The 24,029-nt window shown below is 46.2% G+C and carries 21 protein-coding genes; 9 read left to right on the top strand and 12 right to left on the bottom strand.

The features are described from left to right. Positions 1 to 599: 599 nt before the first annotated feature. The 12 genes from HMPREF9140_RS02640 to HMPREF9140_RS02585 form a co-directional block, all read right to left on the bottom strand. Positions 600 to 1,208: a riboflavin synthase gene (locus HMPREF9140_RS02640; protein ID WP_006951582.1), complete on the bottom strand. Its 609-nt coding sequence runs from the start codon at positions 1,206 to 1,208 to the stop codon at positions 600 to 602. Positions 1,209 to 1,531: 323 nt separating this feature from the next. Beyond that, entirely contained in the window at positions 1,532 to 2,884 is a 1,353-nt protein-coding gene (gene lpdA, locus HMPREF9140_RS02635) for a dihydrolipoyl dehydrogenase (RefSeq protein WP_006951581.1), read from the bottom strand. A 1-nt stretch (position 2,885) separates the two neighbouring features. Continuing rightward, positions 2,886 to 4,364: an aminomethyl-transferring glycine dehydrogenase subunit GcvPB gene (gcvPB, locus tag HMPREF9140_RS02630; protein WP_006951580.1), complete on the bottom strand. Its 1,479-nt coding sequence runs from the start codon at positions 4,362 to 4,364 to the stop codon at positions 2,886 to 2,888. Between the two features lie 27 nt (positions 4,365 to 4,391). Next, entirely contained in the window at positions 4,392 to 5,702 is a 1,311-nt protein-coding gene (gcvPA, locus tag HMPREF9140_RS02625) for an aminomethyl-transferring glycine dehydrogenase subunit GcvPA (RefSeq protein ID WP_006951579.1), read from the bottom strand. Between the two features lie 103 nt (positions 5,703 to 5,805). Continuing rightward, positions 5,806 to 6,186, bottom strand: a complete 381-nt coding sequence (gene gcvH / locus HMPREF9140_RS02620) for a glycine cleavage system protein GcvH (RefSeq protein ID WP_006951578.1) — start codon at positions 6,184 to 6,186, stop codon at positions 5,806 to 5,808. A gap of 18 nt (positions 6,187 to 6,204) precedes the next feature. Next, positions 6,205 to 7,290 (bottom strand): glycine cleavage system aminomethyltransferase GcvT, encoded by a 1,086-nt coding sequence (gene gcvT / locus HMPREF9140_RS02615; RefSeq protein ID WP_006951569.1) that lies wholly within the window; start codon positions 7,288 to 7,290, stop codon positions 6,205 to 6,207. Beyond that, positions 7,280 to 7,471, bottom strand: coding sequence for a hypothetical protein (locus HMPREF9140_RS02610; protein ID WP_018571941.1), 192 nt, complete (start codon positions 7,469 to 7,471; stop codon positions 7,280 to 7,282). The genes gcvT and HMPREF9140_RS02610 overlap by 11 nt, the downstream gene beginning before the upstream one ends. A gap of 111 nt (positions 7,472 to 7,582) precedes the next feature. Next, positions 7,583 to 8,035 (bottom strand): YqaA family protein, encoded by a 453-nt coding sequence (locus HMPREF9140_RS02605; protein ID WP_006951567.1) that lies wholly within the window; start codon positions 8,033 to 8,035, stop codon positions 7,583 to 7,585. After that, positions 8,008 to 8,952 (bottom strand): hypothetical protein, encoded by a 945-nt coding sequence (locus tag HMPREF9140_RS02600; RefSeq protein ID WP_006951566.1) that lies wholly within the window; start codon positions 8,950 to 8,952, stop codon positions 8,008 to 8,010. Before HMPREF9140_RS02600 ends, HMPREF9140_RS02605 begins: the two co-directional genes overlap by 28 nt. Before the next feature lie 377 nt (positions 8,953 to 9,329). Then, positions 9,330 to 10,598, bottom strand: a complete 1,269-nt coding sequence (purD, locus tag HMPREF9140_RS02595) for a phosphoribosylamine--glycine ligase (RefSeq protein WP_006951565.1) — start codon at positions 10,596 to 10,598, stop codon at positions 9,330 to 9,332. Continuing rightward, the gene (locus HMPREF9140_RS02590) at positions 10,595 to 12,796 is read right to left on the bottom strand and encodes a S9 family peptidase (protein ID WP_006951564.1); all 2,202 of its coding nucleotides are present in this window, start codon (positions 12,794 to 12,796) and stop codon (positions 10,595 to 10,597) included. The genes purD and HMPREF9140_RS02590 overlap by 4 nt, the downstream gene beginning before the upstream one ends. Before the next feature lie 18 nt (positions 12,797 to 12,814). Then, positions 12,815 to 14,293, bottom strand: a complete 1,479-nt coding sequence (locus HMPREF9140_RS02585) for a THUMP domain-containing class I SAM-dependent RNA methyltransferase (protein WP_006951563.1) — start codon at positions 14,291 to 14,293, stop codon at positions 12,815 to 12,817. A gap of 395 nt (positions 14,294 to 14,688) precedes the next feature. Here HMPREF9140_RS02585 and HMPREF9140_RS02580 point away from each other — a divergent pair, with 395 nt between their 5' ends. From HMPREF9140_RS02580 to proS, 9 genes are all read left to right on the top strand, one after another. Continuing rightward, positions 14,689 to 15,369: an OmpA family protein gene (locus HMPREF9140_RS02580; RefSeq protein WP_006951562.1), complete on the top strand. Its 681-nt coding sequence runs from the start codon at positions 14,689 to 14,691 to the stop codon at positions 15,367 to 15,369. A gap of 351 nt (positions 15,370 to 15,720) precedes the next feature. Beyond that, positions 15,721 to 16,212: a HutD family protein gene (locus HMPREF9140_RS02575; protein WP_006951561.1), complete on the top strand. Its 492-nt coding sequence runs from the start codon at positions 15,721 to 15,723 to the stop codon at positions 16,210 to 16,212. A 139-nt stretch (positions 16,213 to 16,351) separates the two neighbouring features. Next, positions 16,352 to 17,227 carry a pyridoxal 5'-phosphate synthase lyase subunit PdxS gene (pdxS, locus tag HMPREF9140_RS02570; RefSeq protein WP_006951560.1) on the top strand — a complete coding sequence of 292 codons (876 nt, stop codon included), beginning with the start codon at positions 16,352 to 16,354 and terminating at the stop codon, positions 17,225 to 17,227. Positions 17,228 to 17,234: 7 nt separating this feature from the next. Continuing rightward, the gene (gene pdxT, locus HMPREF9140_RS02565; protein WP_006951559.1) at positions 17,235 to 17,819 is read left to right on the top strand and encodes a pyridoxal 5'-phosphate synthase glutaminase subunit PdxT; all 585 of its coding nucleotides are present in this window, start codon (positions 17,235 to 17,237) and stop codon (positions 17,817 to 17,819) included. A gap of 180 nt (positions 17,820 to 17,999) precedes the next feature. Next, positions 18,000 to 18,776 carry a hypothetical protein gene (locus tag HMPREF9140_RS02560; protein WP_006951558.1) on the top strand — a complete coding sequence of 259 codons (777 nt, stop codon included), beginning with the start codon at positions 18,000 to 18,002 and terminating at the stop codon, positions 18,774 to 18,776. 7 nt (positions 18,777 to 18,783) lie between these two features. Further along, a complete protein-coding gene (locus HMPREF9140_RS02555) occupies positions 18,784 to 19,083 on the top strand; it encodes a hypothetical protein (protein WP_006951557.1) in 300 nt (99 codons plus the stop codon). Between the two features lie 16 nt (positions 19,084 to 19,099). Then, complete coding sequence (gene pyk, locus HMPREF9140_RS02550) at positions 19,100 to 20,551, top strand: pyruvate kinase (RefSeq protein ID WP_006951556.1); 1,452 nt, start codon at positions 19,100 to 19,102, stop codon at positions 20,549 to 20,551. Positions 20,552 to 20,574: 23 nt separating this feature from the next. After that, entirely contained in the window at positions 20,575 to 22,197 is a 1,623-nt protein-coding gene (locus HMPREF9140_RS02545; protein ID WP_006951555.1) for a tetratricopeptide repeat protein, read from the top strand. 343 nt (positions 22,198 to 22,540) lie between these two features. Further along, positions 22,541 to 24,022 carry a proline--tRNA ligase gene (gene proS, locus HMPREF9140_RS02540; RefSeq protein ID WP_006951554.1) on the top strand — a complete coding sequence of 494 codons (1,482 nt, stop codon included), beginning with the start codon at positions 22,541 to 22,543 and terminating at the stop codon, positions 24,020 to 24,022. Positions 24,023 to 24,029: the final 7 nt, after the last annotated feature.

Raw genomic sequence — 24,029 nt, 5'->3', positions numbered from 1 at the left:
CATTTTTTATGTTCGATGCAGAGTACAGGGGCGAAAACCCACTATCAAAACCACAACTACGTGGGTTCAGTTTAAGAATCTGCTTAAGCCTCCGAGGAGTCAATGGGTAATAAACAATGGATGCCAATTCGGGCGTTAGCCCGCATGTAGGGACAGACCCCGTGTCTGTCCGCCTCCATGCCAACTCGGTCTACCGACCGCATAACAATATTTCGTCCTATCGTCCGGGTGCGGACAGACACGGGGTCTGTCCCTACATGCGGGCTACCGCCCGAGTGGGAGTCTCTATTAAACCGAACTAGCATAGAACCGCACTCTGCACAGCCAATTATTAATTGTCAAGAAGATGAATATTCTATCTGCATGATGGTTACAGATATAGGGATGTTTTATAAGATAAGTGTCTCAAGAAAATCTCATGCCTTGAAACTGTGCGTTCCATGGGATGAAACTCACAGTTTCATAGGATGGAATCGTGCGTTTCAAGCATTGAAACTGCGTGTTTCAATGCTTGAAACTTTTCTGAGACTCTACCTCCTTCATAAGCACAACCGGTAGATATTATTACCAAAGCTCGGAAAGCGCCCATCTTGATTGTTTTAATAAGAAGTAAGCCTTTGGAGGCGAGCTATGTATTTACCCAGAATGTCGAACTCCAAATTAACGACGCTACCAGGCTCGATATAAGCAAAGTTCGTGTTCTCGCGCGTATAGGGAATGATTGCAACCTTGAATGTATTTTCGGTTGGCTCGCACACGGTAAGCGACACTCCGTTGACAGTAACCGAGCCCTTGTCGACAGTGAAATATCCCCTAGAAGCAAGCTCCTTGCTAAATTCATATTCGAACATGAAATAAGTACTTCCGTCAGCATCTTCCATAGCCGTGCAACGTGCCGTTTGGTCAACATGTCCTTGAACAATATGCCCGTCGAGCCGCCCATTCATAATCATAGAACGCTCTATATTTACGCGGTCGCCAAGTTCCAATAATCCCAAATTCGAGCGTACCAAAGTTTCTTTCATCGCCGTTACCGTATAGGTGTCGTCTTCGATTTTCACAACGGTTAGGCATACTCCATTGTGCGCTATGCTCTGATCAATACCCAATTCGTTTGCAAACGAACATCTGAACGTTAGATGCAAGTTTTCCTGCTCGCGTTCGATGGCCACGAGCGTTGCCATTTCTTCAACAATGCCTGAGAACATGTTTTTTCCTTTCTTCTATTTGATTAATAAAAAGAATGAGGCTGCCTTACGGAGCCTCATTCACTGGAGATATTTTTGGAAAAGTCGTATCGACGATGTGATGAAAAGTCCGAGTTCAAATTATTTGAGAGCTTCTTGCCTTTGTAATCCACCGGCCTGTTAGGCTTAGTCGCTTAACGCGTTTTATGTGGCCCGCCATTGAATCAGAGAAGTTATCTCGGTTTCCTATTTTATTTGATGACTATCCCTATCGAATCGATACGACTGTTTTTTTTCCTTTCGCATGCAAAGTTAAATGTTTTATCTCTGCATACAAGTTCTATTCAGATTATTGCGTCTTGGAGTATTTCACTCATTGTTGGATGAATGTGTATAATCTCACGCATCTGTTCGATGGTTGTATCGCGATCCATTAGCACTGCAACCTCCTGTACGAGGTCGGCAGCATGCGAGCCGAACACATGGCAGCCGATAATTTTATCATCGCTCCCAATCATAAGCTTCAACATTCCGTCGGATGCTCCCACTGCCAGAGCGCGCCCGTTTGAGCGATGATAACCTTTCTTGACTGTATAGGCGATACCTGCTTCCTTACAGGCATCTTCCGTTAGTCCGACACAGGCTGCTTCAGGGTGTGTGAAGATTGCTGCAGGCATTATGTCGAAGTGAATATTATCGTTTTTCCCAAGGATGTGATTCACCACGTGCAAACCTTGGAAAGTTGAGGCGTGAGCAAGCATTTGGATGCCATTGACGTCGCCGATGGCATAAACGCCCTTCACATTGGTTTGCATGTCGGAGTCAACCTTGATTCCTTTATCGTCGTAGATTATCCCTGCTGCTTCCAGATTCAATCCACTGGTGTTTACTTCCCGTCCGGTTGCCACAAGAACCATGTCGGCCTCTAGTTTTTTCTGCTCGCCTTTCTTATTGAAAATAACACAGGCCTTCTTATCATCAGTTATCGTGATTTCAGTCACCGCACTTTGCATGTGGAAAGCAATTCCTCGCTTTTCAAGTCCTTTGCGGAGTCGTTTAGCTATTTCTGAATCAACCGGCGGCAGACATTCTTTCAGGAATTCAATTACCGTTACGTTACTTCCGAAAGTTTCGAATGCAGATGCAAACTCAAGTCCAATTACTCCAGCTCCGATAACCACAAGATTATTAGGAACGTGATCGGTTTCCAATAGTTCGGTTGAAGTGACAACGGGATATTGCATTGTCCCGTCAGTATTTCTGAATGGCTTCGCAAACGGCAACAGCTTGGAATTTGAACCGGTGGCAATAATTATGTTCTCTGCCGTGTATTCCTGATTGTTCACCTCGATAGTTTTCTCTGCAACGAAGCGGGCTTCACCTTTCACATAAGTTATGTTCGGCTGTGAGAGCAATCCTTCAACGCCCTGACGAAGCTGCATTATCACACTATTCTTGCGTTCCTGTATACGGGCAAAATCTACTTTCCTATCGGCGTCGTGCGGAATGAAAGGATTACGATAGAGCACCGCATCGTGGGCAAAGCTCTTTGTGGGAATACATCCTTCGTTGAGACAAGTGCCGCCAGCGTGTTTTTTCTCGATAACAATTACCTTTAATCCGGCTCTCGCTGCATAGTCTGCAGCACGGTATCCTCCAGGACCTGCGCCAATGATTATTAAATCTGCTTTTTCCATGCTATTTATCATCCTTATAAACCAAGATTGATTGCTTTGCTGCAAGTACGTCGTCCACCCTTCCTATTGGAGTATTCACTGGTGCATCTTTGAGTAGCTGTGGAGTTTCGCGCGCCTCTTTAGCAATCACTCGCATAACTTCTATGAATTGGTCGATAGAATCTTTGCTTTCCGTCTCTGTGGGCTCTATCATCATTGCCTCACTGAACAGGAGTGGGAAATAGATAGTAGGCGCATGAAAGCCATAATCGAGCAATCGTTTAGCTACGTCCATTGTCGTTACACCCGTTGATTTATCCTTCAATCCGTTGAACACGAATTCGTGTTTACAAACTAGGTCTATGGGAAGTTCGTAATCGTTCCGGAGACTTTCCTTTATATAATTTGCGTTGAGAGTTGCAAGTGGTCCCACGTTCTTTATGTTTTCTTTTCCTAAACTGAGGATATAGGCATAAGCTCGCAGATTCACAAGGAAATTTCCCAAGTAGGTGCTGATACGGTTATTCTTAAAGCAATAACCATCGGACTTACGGCAACAGCATGGCGACTCAACAGTAAATCTGTTACCATCCTTTACAACATGCGGCTTGGGCAGGAACTCCCGTAGATGCTCCTTAACACCCACCGGACCAGAACCGGGACCACCTCCGCCATGAGGGGTCGAGAATGTTTTGTGTAGATTGAGGTGCACCACATCGAAGCCCATATCTCCAGGACGCGATATCCCAAGTAGCGGATTCAGGTTAGCTCCATCATAGTAAAGCAACCCGCCACAGGAATGAATGAGGTTTGCTATTTCAGGAATATCTTTTTCGAACAATCCTAGAGTGTTCGGATTAGTGAGCATAATGGCTGCAATATCGTCGCCGAGTAGCGGTTTGAGATGGTCTACGTCGACGAGTCCGTCAGCCGTACTTTTCACTTCCACAACTTCCAGTCCGCAAACGGCAGCTGATGCAGGATTAGTTCCATGGGCTGAATCAGGCACAATAACTTTTTTGCGTTTTATGTCGCCGCGACTTTCATGATATGACCGGATAATCATCAAACCAGTTAGCTCACCGTGTGCTCCGGCATAAGGATTAAGAGTGAAATCATCCATTCCCGTGATAGTAGAAAGGGCTTGTTGCAGATTATATTCTACTTCGAGTGCACCCTGTACTGTCTGCTCGGGTTGCATTGGATGAAGATTACTGAAAGCCGGAAGAGCTGCAATTTCCTCGTCGATTATAGGATTATATTTCATCGTGCACGAACCTAGCGGATAGAATCCGTTGTCCACTCCGAAGTTGTTTCCGCTATGGTTTGTGTAGTGTCTAACTACGGTGAGTTCATCACATTCTGGAAGTTCAGCGTCGTTGCGTCGCTTCATAGATTCGGGAAATTCATGTCTTCCGAAGTCATTTTTAGGTAGACTATATGCTTTTCGGCCTGGATGAGAGAACTCGAAAATGAGTTTGCCGTATAATTTACTGTTCATACTTCTTATTTTTTTGATATTATTGATTTATAGAAGCGCTACAAGCGTATCAATCTCTTCTTTTGTCCGTTTCTCGGTTACGGCTATCAACAGCAAGTCTTCACCCACTTTCACGCCTGGCAGTATACCTTGAGTGATTGCTTTATCATAGAAAGCATCACGATTCTCAACACGAACAAGGAATTCATTGAAGAAAGGTTGATTAAACACGAGCTTGGCTTTTCCTGTCTTTGTGAATTCATCACAGAGATAGTGTGCAGCATCATAACCGAGTTGTGCAGCCTCTTTCAATCCTTCTTTTCCCATTATGGATAGATAGATAGTTGCAAACAGTGTCACTAAACTCTGGTTAGAACAGATGTTCGATGTTGCTTTCTGGCGACGTATGTGCTGTTCACGAGCTTGAAGTGTAAGGACATAAGCACGCTGTCCGCGCTGGTCTTTAGTTTCACCCACTATTCGTCCGGGTAATTTGCGCATCAGTTTCGAGGTCGAGCACATATAGCCGGCATACGGCCCACCGAAAGCCATCGGTAGTCCTAGACTCTGCACATCGCCTACGGCCACATCAGCTCCCCATTCTCCCGGAGTTTTCAGCAGAGCCAAATCGGCTGCCACACTATTCATCACAAACAAAGCCTTGTTTTCGTGACAGATATCGGCAAAATCTGAATAGTCTTCAATTATTCCGAAGAAGTTTGGTTGCTGAACAATCACTCCAGACACTTTCTCCTGAGTTATCTTCTGCTTGAGATCATTCTTCGAAGTCACTCCGTTTTCTGAATCCAAGGAAACCAGTTTCACTCCATGGAAGTGTGCATATGTTTTAAGTACAGCTATAGTTTTCGGGTCAAGTGTCGAAGAATATAGAACTGTGTCGGCCTTACTAGATGCATTGAATGCCATTAACATTGCCTCCGCAGTTGCAGTACTTCCGTCATACATAGATGCATTAGATATATCCATGCCGGTAAGATGTGTCATCATACTCTGGAACTCGAATATATAATGTAGAGTTCCTTGCGATATTTCGGCCTGATATGGAGTGTAGGACGTCAGATATTCTGAACGGGAAACAATGTTCGGTACGGCACTAGGAGTATAATGATCATAGACTCCGGCTCCGGCAAAGCAAGTGAATTGCTGATTCTTGTCACCTATTTTCTGGAAGAAGTTACGTAGTTCCAGTTCGCTTTTTGCTTCGGGCAATTCATAGTCTCCGCGGAAGCGTATTGCCTCAGGTATTTCGGAAAAGAGGTCCTCTATGGAGTTTACTCCGACCTTCGCGAGCATCTCCCGAATATCCTCTTCTGTGTGGGGAAAATATTTATATGTCATATTTAATTTCTGAAATATTATGTGTCTTTATTTGCGCGAGACGGCTCACATGGAAATTGAATTCCTAGTGAGCCGTTATCACATGTTTATTGGTTAAGGAATCCTATTGGGCGCAGAAAGCTTCATAAGCCTTGGAATCCATGAGTTTCTCGAGTTGTGACTTATCTGTCAGTTCAACCTTTATAATCCAGTTTGCAAATGCGTCTTTATTCAGAAGTTCAGGCTCATCTTCAAGGGCTTCATTCACTTCTAGAACTTTTCCCGATACTGGTGCGTTCAGGTCGGATGCTGCTTTTACGCTTTCAACGGCTCCAAAGCCTTCTTCTATTTCAAATTCGTCGTCGACCTCCGGCATATCCACATAGACAACATTTCCCAGCGCGTGCTGAGCATAATCAGTGATGCCGATATAGGCGCAATCTCCTTCAACTCTAACATACTCGTGCGACTCTGAATAATAGAGTCCTTCAATTACTTTTGCCATAATCTATTTTTCTATATTTTATTTCTTATAATGTTTGTCGTAGAACTTCTTCTTAACCACAGTGCCGGGGAAAGTTTTCTTTCTGATTTGAATTTCAACCCTGTCACCTAGCTTTATCGACGAATCAACCAATGCAACGGCGCAACTCTTTTCCACAGATATGAGTCTGTAGCCGGTAGTCACTTCACCTACTTCGCGACCATCTTTTAGCACTTTGTAGCCATGGCGCGGTATAGCATTCTCATCGAGTTCAATTCCGCGAAGCTGCTTAGCAACACCTTCTGTTTTCTGTTTTTGAAGGGCTTCTTTACCGATGAATTCGTCTTTGTCAAACTTGACGAACATCGACAAGCCGGCCATAACGGGCGTGATGTCTTTTGAGAGCTCCTCGCCATAGAGCGGGAATCCAACTTCGAAGCGCAGGGTATCGCGGCATCCGAGTCCACAGGGAGTAACTCCCGACTTGATAAGTTTGTCCCACGCATCGCGAATGAAATCGTGCGTACCGTAGATTTCAAATCCGTCTTCGCCGGTATATCCTGTGCGTGATATGATAACTGTGTCGTCGAACTTCGATACGGTCCTCACTTCATAGAACGGCAGGTCTTTACAAGGAATGTTTAGCACCTCTTCAACTTTCTGTTCGGCTTCCGGACCTTGCACGGCAAGTAGTCCATAGTGTTCGCTTTCGAACTGTATGACTACATCGAATCCATCAGAGTTTTTGCGGATCCACTCGTAATCTTTCTCCATGTTGGCCGCATTGATGGTCATGAGGAACATGTCATTGTCGAGCTTGCAGATGCACATGTCGTCTACAGCTCCGCCATCGGGATAGCACATGATTCCGTAGAGTACTTTGCCTACTTCCAATCCTCTGACATCGTTTGTGAAGATGTGATTAACGAATTTCTCTGCATCGCGTCCTGAAATGACTACTTCGCCCATATGTGAAACGTCGAAAACGCCGCAATGCGATCTAACTGCGTTGTGTTCATCAATTATGCCTGCATACTGGATGGGCATGTCGAAACCGCCGAAGGGAACCATTTGCGCCCCTAGGGCTACATGTTTGTCGTATAGACAAGTTCTTTTATTTTGCATGTTGTTTAGGATATTTATATTGCTCCATAATATAAAAAATTGCCGCCAAAGCCCCTGTTTTAGCTGGGTTCAATGGTGACGGATGCAAATGTAAGAAAGATTTTAGACCACACAAAGATTTGCAGTTTCTTTTTGGGCGTTCTACTTTCTTTTTGTCTGTCAGTACTGTGATATTAGCCATCTTGGTAAGCACAATACCGAAAAATTGGTATTCGTAAGAGTAAATGAATTGCAATTTGTTTATTCCAACGTATAAAGAGCGGACAATAAAACGGCTTAAAATCGAACTTTCTTACACCAAAAGATTTACTCCTTCCAGAAGGATGATGTAGCGCACTATTTTACCGAGTGTGATGTAGAAAATCGACAGGAATATATTAGCGCGAGTGAGTCCCAAAACAACCGTGATGGCACTGCCGACAAACGGAACAAAAGCGAAAAAACCCATCCAGGTACCACGGGTGGACATAAAGCGTTGAGTTTTCTCTACAGATTCACGCTTCACGTGCAGATAACGCTCAATCCATTCCATCTTTCCCATCCGACCAACCCAATAATTGAACATCGAACCTAGAACGTTGCCGATTGTGCCGTAGATAACAAGTGGAATTGGGGGGAGCCCGGCTGCCATTAGTCCTAACAGTACGGCTTCGCTACTGAATGGGAGAAAACTTCCGGCTAGAAAGGCCGAAACGAACATACCCCAATAGCCGTAGTCTAGAAGGAAATGGGTAAGAAAGTCCATAGATTATAAGCAGTCAGAGCTACTGCCCCTACGATGAAGAGTTTGAAAGCCATGTTCGTGACGCGTGTATGCGTGAAAACAAAGAAATGGGCGATAAGCGGCGTGGTGCTTACCGTCATAACGCTTAGCAGAATGCAGTAATGGCGAGGTTGGAGAATTGCAAATGCGAACGCGGCGAAATCTATCGTCATGAAAAACTTGTATAACAATCTCGTGCGGATGCTGTCGTTGCATTTCTGTCGGATGAAATGCACTGTTCCTGTCAAAGCGCACACAAACAGATAGACTAGCATAAGCATTTGTTGTCCGGACAGAATATTCAGCTGTGCCGGAACATCGAATTGCGCTAACTGAACAGCGTGTTGTAAAATGCGTTCGGATTTTCCGATAGCCGCGAAATAAAGAATCAAGAACCAGTAGGGAAAGATTATCCCAAGAATCGACGACACAAAAATTTTCACGTTCATTACAAGCAGATTAGTGCGCAGAAGAATCCACACCAAAGGAACGAAAAATAAGATTCGAATACAGAACGTGCTGGCTATACCGAGGCACAGGAAGGCATAGAAAACCCAACCTTGCGAATGTTCGTCTTGATAACAACGGAATATGGCGTTATAAAATCCGGCAAAGCATAGGGTAACAACTGCCGTGCGAATATCGATAAACAGGAAAATAGACATTGTTACAAGAATCAAAAACGAGCAAGGAATCATCCGACTATAGATTCTGATGAGCGAATTGCGGTTATTGAGTTCTATTATCAAAAAAGCCGAAGCGAGCAAACATGCGAGCGAAACGATGGCCGAACGTTCAAAATAGGCCACCAATACCCAGATTGCGAGTATTATCGGCACAAGTACTTGCAAGGCCCATCTGCTTTCGGCAATGATGTTTTGTAATCGTTTTTTAGGCATAACCTTTTGAATGCGTTTGTTGTTATTCGTGTAAGATGTGTCGAATTTATTGCATGCGATGATTTTTTACGGGAATATCCGGCGAGGATTTTTATAGTCGGCGTAGGGTTCGCAGGGGCCGCGGAGCAAATTTTTGCGGCGGCGTAGGGTTCGCAAGGGCCGCGGAGCAATTTTTTGCAGCGGCGTAGGGTTCGCAAGGGCCGCGGAGCAATTTTTTGCGACGGCGTAGGGTTCGCAAGGGGCACGGAGCAATTTTTTGCGACGGCGTAGGGTTCGCAGGAGCCGCGGAGCAATTTTTTGCGGCGGCGTAGGGTTCGCAGGAGACAAAAATAAAATTGTTTTCACGCCAACGGGGCTGCGCAGTCGATTCCGCCGAATTATAAATCGGCGCCGATGTCGCGACGGAAATATTTATCGCGAAACGTTATGCGGTCGGCTTCGGCATAGCTTGCGCTAAGAGCCGAGGCTTTGTCGGCGCCATAAGACGAGATGGCCAGAACACGCCCGCCGTTTGTAACCACCCGTCCGTCGCAAACAGCTGTGCCGCTGTGGAATACTATCGAATCGCTTCCGGCATCCAGTCCTTCGATAGGATAACCCTTGACATACGCCTCGGGATAGCCGCCGCTAACGAGCATAACACTGGCGGCGGTGCGAGAGTCGATAACTATTTCGCGTTGGTCGAGATTGCCCTGTGCCACTCCCTCGAAGAGGTCGACTATGTCGGACTCAATCCGCAACATCACGCTTTCGGTTTCCGGGTCGCCCATTCGGCAATTGTATTCTATTACCATCGGGTTATCGGCTACGTTGATAAGACCGAAGAAGATAAATCCTTTATAGTCGATGCCGTCGGCTTTCAAACCGTCGATGGTTGGGCGAATTATTCGGCTATCAACCTTCTGCATCCACTCCTTGGTGGCAAATGGCACGGGCGATATGCTTCCCATGCCGCCCGTGTTGAGTCCGGTATCGTGTTCACCAATTCGTTTATAGTCTTTCGCCTCGGGCAGAATCTTGTAGTTAGTGCCATCGGTGAGCACGAACACAGAGCATTCCGTTCCATCTAGAAATTCTTCGATTACCACCTTGCGAGATGCTTCGCCGAACATTCCGCCGAGCATTTCACCGAGTTCTTTCTGTGCCTCTTCGAGCGTGGGCAAAATGAGTACGCCCTTGCCGGCTGCGAGTCCGTCGGCCTTCAAAACATATGGAGGTTGGAGAGTTTCGAGGAACTTGAGGCCCTGTTCGAGAGTTGCACTGTCGAAAGTTGCGTAGGCTGCGGTTGGAATGCCATGACGTTTCATGAATTCCTTGGCAAAATCCTTCGAACCTTCGAGAACTGCTCCGGCTTTCGACGGGCCGATTACTGAAATTCCAGCCGTTGCAGAATCGGTCTTGAATGCGTCAGCAATTCCATTGACAAGCGGGTCTTCAGGACCGACAATAATCATGCGTATATCGTTCTCAAGGGCGAACGCCTTTAGCTTTTCGAAATCGTTCACATCTATCGGTACGTTTTTACCTAATACCATCGTACCGGCATTTCCAGGCGCAATGAAAAGCTTATCGCACCTCTTACTTTGTGCCGTTTTCCAAGCCAGAGCGTGCTCGCGTCCGCCGCTTCCCAAGATTAGAATATTCATTTCAAATAATCCTCAAAATATTGTGTGATGCGCTGGTGCAGATGCACACTTTGATGACCGCGCATGTTGTGTGGTTCGCCGGGATAAACGAAATAGTCGGGCTGCGTTCCGGCTCCGATGCAGGCTTTCAGGAATGATAGCGCTTGCTGCGGAAGCACAACAGGGTCGTTGGTTCCTATGATTACCTGCAGTTTGCCTTTGAGGTCTTTTGCTTTCGGGAGGAGCGACGTCTTGGCATATCCTTCGGGGTTAGTTTCAGGCGTGTCCATATAGCGTTCGCCATACATAACCTCATACCATTTCCAATCTATAACCGGACCGCCAGCCACGCCCACCTTGAAAACGTCGGGATAATTTGTCATGAGTGATATAGTCATGAATCCGCCAAACGACCAACCGTGCACACCGATTCGGTCTTTGTCAACATAGGGCAGCGACTGCAAATATTTCACGCCCTGCATTTGGTCTTTCATCTCTTCCTGTCCGAGCTGACGGAATGTAGCCTGTTCGAATTCCTTTCCCCGATTTTCGCTTCCGCGGTTATCGAGAATAAATAGCACATAACCCTTCTGTGCCATATACGTTTCCCAAGAGCGCGAGCCGTAATGCCAGGATGCATCAACGTTGTGAGCATGCGGGCCACCATAGACATAAACAACTGTGGGGTATTTCTTTGCAGGGTCGAATCCAATAGGTTTAACCATTCGCCAGTAGAGGTCGGTTGTACCGTCGGCGGCCTTGATGGTTCCGCATTCATAGTCGGGTACGTTGTAACCCTCCCACGGATTCGGAGCGGTAAACCAGTTTGTGCGCGTCGGTTTAGGTGACACGGCAATAATGTCTGACTTCCGAGGTACAGAGGGCTCACTATAGGTGTCGAGCAGCAGAGAACCGTCGGCGCTCATAGTGGCGTGGTGATAACCTTTGCCATTGTCGAGCAAGGTACGCTTACCGGTTTCGATGTTGACGGCCCAGATATTGCGCTGAATAGGACTGCACTCGTTAGATGCGTAGATAATGCTTTTCGTCTTGGCGTTGAAGCCCATTAACTCCATTACAACCCAACTGCCGCGAGTTATCTGACGAATCATCTTCCCATCTTTACCGTAGAGATAAAGGTGATTGTAGCCGTCGCGCTGACTCTGCATAACAAACTGCGAAGCGTTCCATGGAATGAACTGAATAGGATGCGAGGGCTCGACATACTTACGATCGGTTTCGCGATAGATTTCGGCAATCTTGTTTCCGGTTGCTGCGTCGTAGGCTACGAGTCGGCAATCGTTTTGATCGCGGTTGAGCTCGAAGATATAGATGGTCTTCTCGTCGGGACTCCATGCAATATTGGTAAAGTAGCGGTCGGTAGGGTCGCCGGCTTTCAGATAGATAATTTGTTGGGTTTTCATGTCATAAACGCCCACAGTAACCTTATGCGACGTTTCACCTGCCATGGGATATTTAGTCGGAGCAGCCTTAGCTATGCGCGATTCGCCTTTCGCTGGCACCCAATCTACTTCGGGAATATCTACTAGCGGATAATCGGTGACCATACTTTGGTCCATACGATAAAATGCCAGCCGATTACCCATTGGACTCCAGTAAAGACCGGTGTTTATGCCAAACTCATCGCGGTGAACCACCTGACCGTAGACAATAACTCCCGAACCGTCGGAGGTGAGCTTCCGAGCCGAACCTTGGGCGTCGGAGACATAGAGATTACTATCGAGTACGTAGGCCGTTGCGCCGGTTGTCGAGTTCCAATCCATTGCCTGGGTATTTTGCACACGATTCCAACGTTTCAGAATCTGGCGAGTGCGAAAGTTGAGAAGAATATTTTCCTCCCCATTCATAAGCATCACCAGTGGCTTGTCGGTATATGGAAAGGTGGCCGAGTATAGATGTCTAATTTTCTCTTCAGATGCTTTCAAACCAGCCCACGAGTTCACGTCGTCCATGCTGAACAGACGAGTTTCTTTGCCCGTTTTGGGGTTCACCACGGAGCAATAATCCATATCCGTGCGCACGAGCTGATTGCCCCACCATTGTGTGTAACGATATTCGGGGCGCATCTTCTGAAAGTTCGTGCCTCCGTAGTTAAGGTCTTCCAGGGTGAATGATTTCTGTGCCATTGCCGTTGTCGGACTTACAAGCGCCGCAAAGCAAGCAATACCAGCGGTGCTGATTAATGATTTAATCTTCATAATATGAATATTTTTTGATTAGTCTATTTCTTCTGTGAAGTCTGATTCGTCATCGAACCGGCGATTATTTCTTTTCCTCATATTCGTACGTTTATCGTTGAATCGTTTGTTACCTCGGCCGAACGATTCTTTCCGGTCGCTCCAGCGTTTATCGTCTTTCTGGTAGCCTGAAAACTTCGGTTTGCTTCTGAATGGTTTGCGCTCCAGGCTGCGGAAAGTAAACGAGCGTATGTCGCCCTCTTCGTTCTCCTCGTTCATGTCAATTCGATTTTTGAACTCGCGATTTTTCTTGAAGCGGTGCTTAGCGGCCATCTCGCGTTTTTCTTCGTTGGTTTTGATTATTCCTCCGTCGCGTCTGAAATCATTCATCTTCCCGTCGAAGAGTTGATAGCGCCTGAATTCACATTCGAGCGACCCGTTGTAGACCGGGATTTTTATGCTTGGCTTTAGTCCTATTTCCCTGAAACATTCTTCACGATAGGAAAGAATCCAAGCGTCATTGTCTTTGAACTGATGTTTCAGTCGCTCGCCTATCATACGATAGGTTCCCAACAGATTTTGCGTAGATATTCGTTCGCCGTAGGGCGGATTGGTCACAAGAATACTTTTCTCTGCAGGCTGCGTGAACTCTTTGAAATCGCGACAGTCGACGGTTATGTTTTTCGACAATCCGGCGGCCATTACGTTTTTCCTCGCTGTATTAACGGCTTTCATATCCGAGTCGTAGCCGTATATGTGATGATTGAATTCCCGTTCGCCAGAGTCGTCGTTGTATATCATGTCGAACATCTCGCGGTCGAAGTCGGGCCACTTTTCGAAAGCGAATCCTTTGCGGAAAACTCCCGGCGATATATTTCGTGCAATCAACGCAGCCTCAATGAGCAACGTGCCCGAACCACACATCGGGTCAATGAAATCGGTTTCACCTTTCCAGCCCGTCATCAGAATCATTCCGGCAGCCAGAACCTCGTTGAGCGGGGCTTCGACACTTTCTTGTCGATAACCTCGGCGGTGGAGCGATTCGCCCGACGAATCAAGCGACAGTGTTGCCTTGTCGTCAGCAATGTGAATGTTCAGTCGAACATCGGGATTACTTACCGAAATATTGGGACGCTCCCCGGTTCGTTCGCGAAACTGGTCGACTATAGCATCCTTAACCTTATACGTCACGAAGCGCGAGTTTTTGAATTCCTCAGAATAAACAACGGAGTCCACGGAAAACGTTTTTCCTTTCAGGATGTATTTACTCCAGTCTATTTTCTTCACTTCGGCATACATATCCTCGGCGCTCTTGGCCTTGAATTCGGCTATGGGTTTGAGGATTCTTATGGCTGTATGAAGTTGGAAATTGGCGCGATACATGAGTTCCTTATTACCCGTGAACGACACTACCCTTCGGCCGATTTGAACATTATTTGCCCCCAATTGGGTGAGCTCTTGCGCCAAAACGGGTTCAAGCCCCATGAAGGTTTTGGCAATGAGTTCGAATTCTTCCATTGTTTACTTTAATTGTGTGCGAATTTGCGGATGTTTTCCATGGTATCTCTTCTCGAGGTCGGGGTGATACAGGTGAAAATTCTCATTTGATTATATCAATATGTGTTTGTGCTGCAAAGGTAAATAGATGTTCACAAATTGTCCCTAGTTTTACACCCGACTAGGCATCGCCATATGCGTCATAAATGTATTTTGTTTATCGGAATATTTGGATGATATAAACCGGGCATGATTTAGCTACATATAATCAAGCATAAGCTGAAAAATAATTAACGAACCCACCGTTCTATCACCTATCTGCTTAACTTTGCAAACGCCAAAGACACTAGCACTCTTAAATGTAAGCACGTAAAAAGGCAAAAGATTCATGATAACCCATTTTACATTATACATATATGAATAAAATCAAATTAGCAACGGCCGGACTATGCGTTCTGGCCATCGTGAGTTGTCAAACAAAACAAGGAACCGGAAGTCTGATAGGAACAGGAGCCGGGGCCGTTATTGGTGGTCTCGTGGGCAATCTAATTGGAAAAGATTCCAAGAGCACAGCCATCGGAGCAGCCATCGGAGCAGCCGTAGGAGCCGGTTCGGGAGCAATGATTGGTAAACACATGGACAAAGTTGCAGCCGAAACAGCTGCGAAACTCGACAAGGCTAACGTTGAGAAATCGACTGACGCTAACGGACTAGAGTGCGTTAAGGTAACATTCGATTCGGGTATACTCTTCCCAATCAACAAATACACACTCACCTCATCGTCTAAAAAAGAACTGGCCAACTTTGCCGTGGTGATGAAAAACAACTCTGATTGCGACGTAGCCATAAAAGGTTACACCGATGCATCGGGCAACGACAATATTAACATCCCACTCTCCCAAAACAGAGCCAATGCCGTGGCATCCTATCTGAGAACGAATGGAGTACCCGCATCGCAAATACGCTCGGTTGAAGGACTTGGCAGTGCCGACCCGATTGAAAACAAAACCGTGAGTCAGAAAAACCGTCGCGTGGAAGTTTATCTCTACGCCTCGGCAGAAATGGTTAAAAAAGCAAACGAGGGAACGCTGCAATAATCCCGAAACAAACCCCATACGGATACTTTAAAGGAGGCGGAGAACTTATCTCCGTCTCCTTTTGTTATAAGGATATATCCAAGAATATTTTATGTCAATATTCACGTGCAGAAAGACATCCGGAGAAGTTTTATGTCAATATTCACGTGCAGAAAGACATCCGGAGAAGCTTTATGTCAATATTCACGTGCAGAAAGACATTCAGAGAAGTTTTATGTCAATATTCACATGCAGAAAGACATCCGGAGAAGTTTTATGTCAATATTTACGTGCAGAAAGACATCCGGAGAAGTTTTATGTCAATATTCATGTGAATATTGACATCCCATCTAATTATTAATATCAACAAGCATGCTACACGAACAAACAACACAATGGGCCGGAGGAACAACCCGGCAAATCTACATCTCGCCCGACCACGCAACACTCCAGGAGCGCAATTTCGACCTTAGAATATCATCGGCTACGATAAACTTGACCGAAAGCCGATTCTCTGATTTCAGCGGATTCACGCGCTACATCATGCCACTCGAAGGCGAAATAAAACTCCACTTCGCCGACCGTACAGTCCGACTCGAACATGGAAAGCTCTACCAGTTCAGTGGCTCCGAAGAGGTGACGTCGACAAATACGCAGGGAGCAGTAGACTTCAACATTATCGTGGCCAACGGAATAGAAACCGACATCCGAATTATCAACTCATCCAACGCACCGGCAGAAAGCATCGTGTTCGCTCTAGAAGACATTGAAATAAATGGCACCCTCCTACCCCGTCATGCCGCCTATAAACTGGAATCGCCAGCAAGCATACTGGGTAAAGCCGTACTAACGAAAATAAAATGAGCATATAGCCGAATTTCCGATTTGCGTACAGTGTTTTTCCATAGGCGAACAAAATTTCAGCCATCAGAAGTCAAACTCTACCTTTGCCGCCGTTCATCCCAGAGAAACATTCACAAACAAATAAAAAACACAAACAACAATGCAAGAAAACAGAACAGAACTCAACCGCAACCTTGCGCAAATGCTCAAGGGAGGAGTAATTATGGACGTAACAACGCCCGAACAAGCACACATCGCCGAAACAGCAGGAGCATGCGCCGTTATGGCACTCGAACGCATACCAGCCGATATTCGCGCAGCAGGCGGAGTGTCGCGTATGAGCGACCCGAAAATGATTCGCGGTATACAAGAAGCCGTGAGCATACCCGTGATGGCTAAATGTAGAATCGGACATTTCGCCGAAGCACAGATTCTTCAGGCAATCGAAATAGACTACATCGATGAAAGCGAAGTTCTTTCGCCAGCCGACGATATCTACCACATCGACAAACAAGCCTTTGACGTTCCATTCGTTTGTGGCGCACGCGACCTTGGTGAAGCTCTAAGACGCATTAGCGAAGGCGCAACCATGATTCGAACAAAAGGCGAACCCGGAACAGGCGACATCGTCCAAGCCGTGAGACACATGAGAATGATGCAGGCCGAAATACGCCGTCTCACATCGCTCAGCACTGATGAACTCTATGAAGCAGCAAAAGAACTGCGCGTACCTTACGAGCTAGCCAAGTTCGTGCACGACAACGGAAAACTGCCCGTCGTTAACTTCGCCGCCGGCGGAGTTGCCACACCGGCCGACGCCGCTCTGATGATGCAACTCGGAGCCGAAGGAGTTTTCGTAGGTTCGGGCATATTCAAATCGGGCAACCCCGAAAAGCGCGCTCGCGCAATCGTTCAGGCCGTTACAAACTATAAAGATGCCAAGATGCTCGCCGAACTAAGCGAAGACCTCGGCGAAGCAATGGTTGGCATAAATGAGAATGAAATCGCTATTCTCATGGCCGAAAGAGGAAAATAATCCCACGATGAACATAGCTGTACTAGCCCTCCAAGGAGCATTTGTCGAACATAGACAAATGCTTCGCGGACTGGGCGCCGAAACATTTGAAATCAGACAACCCGATGATTGGAATAAACCCAAAGATGCACTCATCATTCCAGGCGGCGAAAGCACCGTAATGCTCAAACTGCTCCACGAACTGGGCCTCTTTCAACCAATTCGCCAAGCCATCGTCGAAGGATTACCCGTTTTCGGAACCTGCGCCGGACTTATCCTACTGTCGCAACAACTCGAAAACGCCCGTTCGCCTTACACACGTTTCGCAACAATGAACATCACAACCTGTCGAAACGCCTACGGAAGGCAACTGGGTAGCTTCTTCGCCAAAGCGCCTTTCAAAGGAATAGATCACGACGTACCGATGACTTTCATCCGCGCCCCCTACATAGAACAAGCGAGTGAACAAGTTGAAATACTAGCCGAAATTGGCGGGCACATCGTTGCAGCACGTCAAGATAACCAACTGGTAACAGCCTTTCATCCCGAGCTGAACAACGACGCATCAATACACGCCTATTTCATCGAAATGATAAAAAACAATTTGAAATAACCCCATCACATCTCCCGAAAGACTTATCATTACCTGATGATACTCACTTTCAAAAAACATAATCCACCGCAAGTTCTTACCCCATCTTGCGGTGGATTTTTCTGTCTCAGACGATAAAGCACTAACTTTGCATTATTCAGATACTAGTAGTTTATTTTTTCACATAAATATTTAAGCAGTATGGAATATCAAGTAACTTGCAATGAATGCGGAAAGAAGTTTCAAATAACGGCCGACAGCGACAGCACAATCAACTGCACCTGTCCCTATTGTAGTCATGCTCTCTCGGTTGTCATTCCCCGAGCCATGATTCAAGGTACGGCCGTTCCACCGATTCAGCAACCCATAAATCCACAACAGCCCATCACTTCGCAACAGCCAACATCATCGCCAACACCACAGCAACCCACTTCCACAAATTGGACCAAGGTACTTCTCATTGTTCTTATTGTTCTTCTTGTAGCCGGTATCGGCGCGTTCGCATTCATTCAATGCAATCGACAAAAAGAACAAAATGTACAAGAAGAACTCATCAGACAACAGGTCCACAACGACTCTATTATGCGAGTTAGAAAAGAACTCGAAAATAAAGCCGTAGTCGACGCCCAAACCCAGCAACGCCAGCGCGCCATCTGCACCTTTATTGAATCGTTCTATCGTAAAGCTGTGCTATCGGGAAACACCGACGGATATGAATTCTATCAGCGCTATCTCACCGACTATTGCGCCAAGATGGTGTTTGGTCCCGGAACAAACGAAGGATGGGAAGGATGGTGGGATGCATTCGGAAATGGAACTGATGAACCCAACCTTAAAAGATTGCTCAACAACCTGCGAGTTACACACGACCAGGGCGACTGGTACAACGTAAGACTTTCACAGAACGGACAAACCAAATTCCGAAAAATCAAAGTGAAAATCGAAGACGGACATACACTCATCGACGATATAAAATAAAGGAAGCATGCAGTTCCAGATTTCTTGCAAGAGTTGTAAACAAAACTTCGGCATAGACGCCATTCCCGGACAAACCATACGATGCAACTGTCCATATTGTGGCAGTCCGGCCATCGTTGCCACACCCGGAACAAATCCCCAGCCGACTATGACAACGCAACCAGTATCGGCGCCGAAGAAAATATCACGAAGCAAGATTGACTGGCACTTCGGCCGAAAAGTAACAGTTGTTTTCCTAGCCCTGGCAGCACTATTTGCAATTGTGCTGTCAGGGCTATATATAGTTTTCTCGGCAATGTCAAACTAATTAAATTCTCAAAAGCATGAAACAAACAAAAATTGTATGCTCAATCAGTGACCGCCATTGTGAGGTCGATTTTCTACGCAAACTTTTCTTTGCCGGCATGAACGTGGTTAGAATGAATACTGCGCATGCTAGTCAGGAAGGTATTCGCCAAATCATTCGTAACACTCGCAGCGTGTCGCCACACATCGCCCTATTAATTGACACCAAAGGTCCTGAAGTGAGAACAACCGGAGTAAAAGAACCCATAAACTATAAAACAGGCGATGTGATAAAACTCTTCGGACGTCCCGACATCGAAACGACACACGACGTTATAAACCTTTCCTATACAGATATTGCACACGACCTCAAGCCCGGTGACGAAATCCTTTTCGACGACGGTACTCTCGCTATGAAAATCTTAGATATCGAAGGACCGATGCTCACAGCCCAAGTGCTCAACGACGGAATACTCGGCGCCCATAAAAGCGTCAATGTACCTGGCGAACACATCGATCTACCAGCTCTCACCAAGAAAGACAAGAGCAATATTCTCCTAGCCATCGAAGAAGACATTGACTTCATTGCCCACTCATTCGTACGCTCGGCAGCCGATGTAAAAGAAGTACAAAAGATTCTCGACGCTCACAACTCCGACATCAAAATCATCTCAAAAATCGAAAACCAGGAAGGCATCGATAACATTGACGAAATCATCGATGCTTCTTATGGTATCATGATAGCTCGCGGCGACCTAGGCATAGAAGTACCCATTGAACGCATTCCAGGTATACAGCGGAGAATAATCAAAAAATGCATCGCAAAGAAAAAGCCTGTCATTGTTGCAACACAAATGCTGCACACAATGATTAACAACCCTCGCCCAACACGTGCTGAAGTGGCCGACATTGCCAACGCTATCTACAGTCATACCGACGCCCTAATGCTAAGCGGCGAAACAGCCAACGGAAAATATCCCCTCGAAGCTGTGCAAACAATGGCACGCATTGCCGAACGAGCAGAACACGATTCTCACCACGAAGGATTCATCAACATACCAATGACCGCCACCCGAAATCAACGAGAATTTCTTGCCAAGAGCGCAATCGAAGCAACCGAATATCTGGGAGTCAAAGGAATAATAACCGACAGTGCAACCGGACAAACAGCTCGCAACCTCGCCGCATTCCGCGGTCCGCATCCCGTTCTAGCTATCTGCTATGCCGAAAAATTGCAACGCTGGCTAAACCTCAGCTATGGCATCATTCCCATCTATCAGCAACAACACGTGTCGAACCAACACATGTTCACAGCCGCCTTGCGCATGCTTCGGCAGAAAGGACACATCGGCGAAAATGACAAGATTGCCTATCTCTCAGGCTCGTTCGGCGAAGGTGGAGGTACAACCTTCCTCGAAATAAACAAAGTGCGCGAAGTGTTCGACAAGAGCTACCAATTCCATCTCCCAAGCGGAAAAAACCATAACTAACTTTCAAAAACAAAATATAGAAAATGAATAGAAAAAAAATCCAATTCATCGCCCTCATCATCGCCCTTCTGTCAGTATTTCCCTCTATCACCCGCGCCCAGCAGGAAACCTACAACTACAAGCAGGCACTTCAGTCGCTGCAAAACAAGGACACCCAAGCCGCCATTGCATATCTTTACAAGGACCTCGCAAACAATCCTAAGAATAGCAAAGCATGGATGCTGATGTCGGGCGCCTACGGAATGCTCAACAATGCCGACAGTGCGCTATTCGCAATCGACAATGCAATAAAATTTGCTCCGAAGACAAACGAAAACATGCTAGTAGCATGCTACAAGGCCAAAGCCGAATATCTCCAGGCAATGGGCTTCACTGAACTACAGCTCAAAACCCTCAACCAAGGAGTGAAGCAGCTTCCCAAGAGTATCGACATGCTCAAGCTAAGAGGCGAATTCTATAGCAATAACAATGACAACGAAAAGGCGATTGCCGACTACAAGAAAATCCTCTCCATCGACCGCGACAATGTAGATGCAATGAGCGAAATAGGAGTACAATATCTCGACGAAGACAATGTAGACGAAAGTCTGAAATGGTTCAATAAAGCGCTCGCGACCGACAACTCGCACACCGCATCGAAGTTCGGAAGAGCCCTCGCCTATCTCGGTAAAAAAGAACTAGAACCCGCACTCGACGACCTAACACAACTGCTCAAAGAGACCGAGAGCAACAGGATTAAACAAATGATTCTATCGCTGGCCGACAGCACCGAAATACAGAGCCGCGTAATAAACAAGATTTCAACCCTAAGCCAAGCCGAACCCAAAGAAACAATATGGCTGCTCACCCTGGGCGACATCCACAACAACAAAGAACAATACGAACAGGCAAGGCAATATTTCCAAAAAGCCTACGAAATCAAACAAACAGCCGATATAGCAACCGAGCTGGCCCGACAATACTTTGCCGAAAACAATTATGCGCCGGCCAAGAAATGGGCCACACAAGCCATAGAACTTGCACGCGATTCCAGCGAAACAAACGACAATATAGCATCGTGCATAACATTCCTGGGACAAATAAACTTCGACCAAGGAAACTATACCGAAGCAATAAAATACTACACGCAAAGCATCCAGGAAATAAAAAACAATGCAAACGCCCGATTCTTCAGAGCACAAGCCTACATATTCGCCGGCAAACAAAAAGAAGCGCTGGCCGATCTTAACGAAGCCCTCGAAACAGCATCAGGAGGTACCGAACTTGCCTATGTTTGGCGCGGATGGCTACTCAACCAACTAGGAAAGAAACTAGAAGCTCAAGGTGATTTCCGAAACGCCATTGAGCAAGACAGCGTGCCCTATCCCGCCTATCCAACATTCATTTCACAGCACTTCCTCGGCATTGACGCCACCGCGAAACAAACAGCAAAATCCTATCTTGAAATATCTGAAAACAAAGGCGCTCACATCGAGGTGGCTTGCCTCTACGCACTCCTGGGCGACAAGCCCATGGCTGTTCGCCACCTCGAACTGGGAATCGAAAAGGGTTACAGTAGTTTCCCATACATTCGCAATCATCCCTGGCTGAAAGCTCTCCGTGGCTATCCTGACTACGAAAAACTCATCAAGAAATACTCTAGATAAATTCTCCCATCATCCCCCTCAGCCTCCTAGCTCCTAATTGTAAAATGAAAAGTTAGGAGGCTTTTTCAGCTCAATCCGGTCTGAAGTATTCCCGATGTCTGGAATATCGTATTCTAGGGGCAAAACAATGTTCTACGTGCTAGAAAACATTGCTCTCCATGCTGGAACACCCTGAGATAGTATAGATATCGTACACCTACCTAGACGCGAAGATGACAACTAATTGATGGATTTGAGGAATTTTAGTAATTTTGCCACTGGGTTTTAATGAGTGCTGCGACTGAAATATAATTATACCAGCCCGTAATACTCACTTAAAAAGAAACAACACACATTTTATTATATGGCAAAAGAACTGAAAGAGCTCACCAAAAGGAGCGATAACTATTCGCAATGGTATAACGACCTTGTGGTGAAAGCTAATTTGGCCGAACAGTCGGCCGTGAGAGGATGTATGGTTATCAAACCCTACGGCTATGCCATCTGGGAGAATATTCAGGCGCAACTCGACAAAATGTTTAAAGCAACCGGCGCACAGAACGCTTATTTTCCGCTACTTATTCCAAAGAACTTTCTCTCTCGCGAGGCCGAACATGTAAAAGGATTTGCCAAAGAATGTGCCGTGGTGACCCACTATCGACTTAAAGCCTCGGAAGGCGGCAACTCGGTAGAAATAGACCCAACCGCCAAGCTGGAAGAAGAACTTATTATTCGTCCAACAAGCGAAACCATCATTTGGAACACCTATCGTAACTGGATCCACTCCTGGCGCGACCTTCCATTGATGTGCAACCAATGGTGTAACGTGATGCGATGGGAAATGCGCACACGACCGTTTCTTCGTACGGCGGAATTTCTTTGGCAAGAAGGTCACACTGCTCACGCCACCCGCGAAGAAGCCGAAGAAGAAGCCCGCAAAATGCTCGACGTATATGTTGAATTTGCCGAGAAATGGCTGGCTATTCCAGTTGTACAGGGTGTGAAAAGCGAGCATGAAAGATTCGCCGGCGCACTGGACACATATACCATAGAAGCAATGATGCAAGACGGGAAAGCTCTGCAAAGCGGAACATCGCACTTCCTGGGACAAAATTTTGCCAAATCATTCGACGTGACCTTCCTTAACAAAGACAATAAACCCGAATATGTTTGGGCAACATCCTGGGGCCTCAGCACACGACTAATCGGTGCACTCATAATGACACATTCAGATGACAACGGACTTGTTTTACCACCCAAAATAGCCCCAATTCAGGTAGTCGTCATCCCAATCTTCAAAGGCGACGAACAGTTGTACGAGATTTCCCAAAAACTCAAACCGGTTATCAATGAACTACGCGAAGCTGGAATAACCGTGAAATTCGACGATGCAGATAATAAACGACCAGGATTCAAATTCTCTGACTACGAACTCAAAGGTGTACCAGTGAGATTGGCCATGGGAGGACGCGACCTCGAGAATAATACAATCGAAATTATGCGACGTGACACTCTCGAAAAAGAAAACTTGAGCTTCGACGGAATCGTTCAACGTGTGAAAGATTTACTCGTCAACGTCCAGGAAAACATTTACCAAAAAGCCAAAAAATTCCGTGACGCCCGTATCTACGAATGCGACGACTACGAAGAATTCAAAACCCGCATAAAAGACGGAGGGTTCTTCCTTTGTCATTGGGATGGAACCCCCGAAACAGAAGAGAAAATCAAAGAAGAAACCCAAGCAACCATACGCTGCGTTCCGTTCATGTTCGAACAAACCGAAGGTATCGATATGGTAAGCGGAAAGCCGTCAAAACAACGGGTTCTCCTAGCACGAGCTTATTAAACAAAAA

The sequence above is a fragment of the Prevotella micans F0438 genome (assembly GCF_000243035.1).
GTDB lineage: Bacteria > Bacteroidota > Bacteroidia > Bacteroidales > Bacteroidaceae > Prevotella > Prevotella micans.
This window is presented reverse-complemented; position numbering and strand designations above follow the sequence as displayed.